Genomic DNA, 299 nt, shown 5'->3' on the forward strand with positions numbered 1-299 from the left:
TCTTGAAGAGTTAGGAGCTGATGTACTAACTGTACACGGTGATGTGTCAGATAAAGACGCCGTGCAGAAAGCGATCCAGCTGGCTCATACATCATTTGGTGATTTACATGGTGTCATCCATGCGGCAGGAGAGGCAGATGGGAAGATCATCCAAGCAAGAACAGCAGACGATGAAATTCGCATGTGTCAGGCAAAAATCAACGGGACCTATGTGCTGGATGAAACACTCAAGGATGAAACGCTCGACTTCTTTTTACTTTGTTCATCCCTAGTGTCCTTTCTTGGAGCGGCTGGACAAG

The 299-nt window shown here is 46.8% G+C and carries 1 protein-coding gene; it reads left to right on the forward strand.

All coding sequences use genetic code 11. The features are described 5' to 3' along the window. Positions 1 to 299, forward strand: a 299-nt coding sequence (locus ACM615_RS23995) for an SDR family oxidoreductase (RefSeq protein ID WP_431012644.1), incomplete at both ends; no start/stop codon positions are given.

It is taken from the genome of Rahnella sp. PAMC25617 (assembly GCF_050606005.1).
Taxonomy (GTDB): domain Bacteria; phylum Pseudomonadota; class Gammaproteobacteria; order Enterobacterales; family Enterobacteriaceae; genus Rahnella; species Rahnella variigena.